This window comes from Thalassotalea sp. G20_0, from assembly GCF_017744175.1.
Taxonomy (GTDB): domain Bacteria; phylum Pseudomonadota; class Gammaproteobacteria; order Pseudomonadales; family Endozoicomonadaceae; genus Endozoicomonas.
In genome coordinates this window covers 1-866 of record NZ_JAGHQV010000301.1, presented here as the reverse complement: position 1 = coordinate 866, position 866 = coordinate 1, and the positions used below count along the sequence as shown (strand labels likewise).

At 46.5% G+C, this 866-nt stretch carries 1 protein-coding gene; it reads right to left on the bottom strand.

The features are described from left to right. Positions 1-145: 145 nt before the first annotated feature. Positions 146-866 (bottom strand): putative RNA-binding protein (locus J7438_RS26170; protein WP_209278958.1); only part of this gene is annotated, 721 nt, incomplete at its 5' end.

Here is an 866-nt window from a genome sequence, read left to right as displayed (position 1 = left end):
ACCCATTCACTATTTACATCAAAAAAAGCATAAGGATTTGATATGACTATTAATCATGATGATGTGAAACTCTCGAAGTGGAAGTGTGAGACGATTAGATCAAGAATCAAGAGCCGACCCCGGTTTTTTTCCGGTAAATATTCCTTCAGCTTGAACACTGAAAATTGGCAGGGAGAGTGCCATCTGAATTTTTACTGGAACTCTGGTTTGTTTCAACTGAATTAGAAGTCAGTGTTAATTCACCGGAGTTTCCAGCTGAATGGATTGACTGGAGATACTGCTCTTTTGCGATCTTAGCTTGCTTTGAAGCTTCTTCCTTGTTGGCGGTTTGTTTTTTGATTCTGTTGTAAGTATTCCTATAGATTCTTTGCCCCTCTGCAAAGACGGGATCTTTGCGACGCTCCCTTTGGTACTCCCTTTGGTACTCTGCGAAAGCAGGATCTTTGCGACGCTCCCTTTGGTACTCCCTATGGTACTCCCTTTGGTACTCCCTTTGGTACTCTGCGAAAGCAGGATCTTTGCGACGCTCCCTTTGGCGTTTCCTTTCGCGCTCTGCGAAAGCGGGATCTTTGCGACGCTCCCTTAGGTACTCCCTTTGGTACTCCCTTTGGCGTTTCCTTTCGCTCTCTGCGAAAGCGGGATCTTTGCGACGCTCCCTTTGGTACTCCCTGTGGTACTGCCTTTCGCGCTCTGCGAAAGCGGGATCTTTGCGACGCTCCCTTTGGTACTCCCTGTGGTACTCCCTTTGGTACTTCCTTCGGCGCTCCAACCGAGAGGCTTTGTTGTCAGTTATTTTTTCTGGTGGGTTTGAAACAGACTTATTACTCAAGTTATCAGCGTGAATTATCGGACTGATTTGCTCCATC